This window comes from Delftia sp. ZNC0008, assembly GCF_000799035.1.
Classification (GTDB): domain Bacteria; phylum Pseudomonadota; class Gammaproteobacteria; order Burkholderiales; family Burkholderiaceae_C; genus Comamonas; species Comamonas tsuruhatensis.
Map to the genome: position 1 here is coordinate 1 of NZ_JTKZ01000834.1, position 406 is coordinate 406.

At 70.4% G+C, this 406-nt stretch carries 1 protein-coding gene and 1 pseudogene; both read left to right on the forward strand.

The window, feature by feature from the left end:
* Positions 1 to 112, forward strand: a 112-nt coding sequence (locus tag L995_RS33540; RefSeq protein ID WP_156136144.1) for a PLP-dependent transferase, incomplete at its 5' end; no start/stop codon positions are given.
* Between the two features lie 98 nt (positions 113 to 210).
* A pseudogene (locus L995_RS26690) lies at positions 211 to 406 on the forward strand (alkaline phosphatase D family protein); the annotation flags it as partial.

Sequence of the window (406 nt, forward strand, 5' to 3'; positions counted from 1 at the left end):
CCCCACGCCCCAGCTGCGCAGCGGCACCGTGGTGCGCTTTGCCATCGGCCTGGAAGCGGTGCAGGACCTGCGTGCCGACCTGGAGCAGGCCCTGGCCGCCGCGTTTGCATAGTTGAGCGCCAGGCGCAGGTGACATCTGCCTGTCACCTGCGCCGCCGATGCTCGCTGGCTTCATACCACCCCACGGAGGCCTTCGGGCCCCGGTCCAGCATGAAGCACAAAGAGAGCATCACCAACATCCTGCAGCAGGCGAAAGCCGGCTCCCGCGAATCCGGCCTCGTGGCCAGCCGCCGCCATTTCGTGCGCGGCATGGGCGCCTCGGCCCTGGCGCTGCCACTGGCTGGCTGCGGCGGGTCGGATGGCGACAGCCGCATTCCCGTCGAGTTCCGCCACGGCGTGGCCAGCG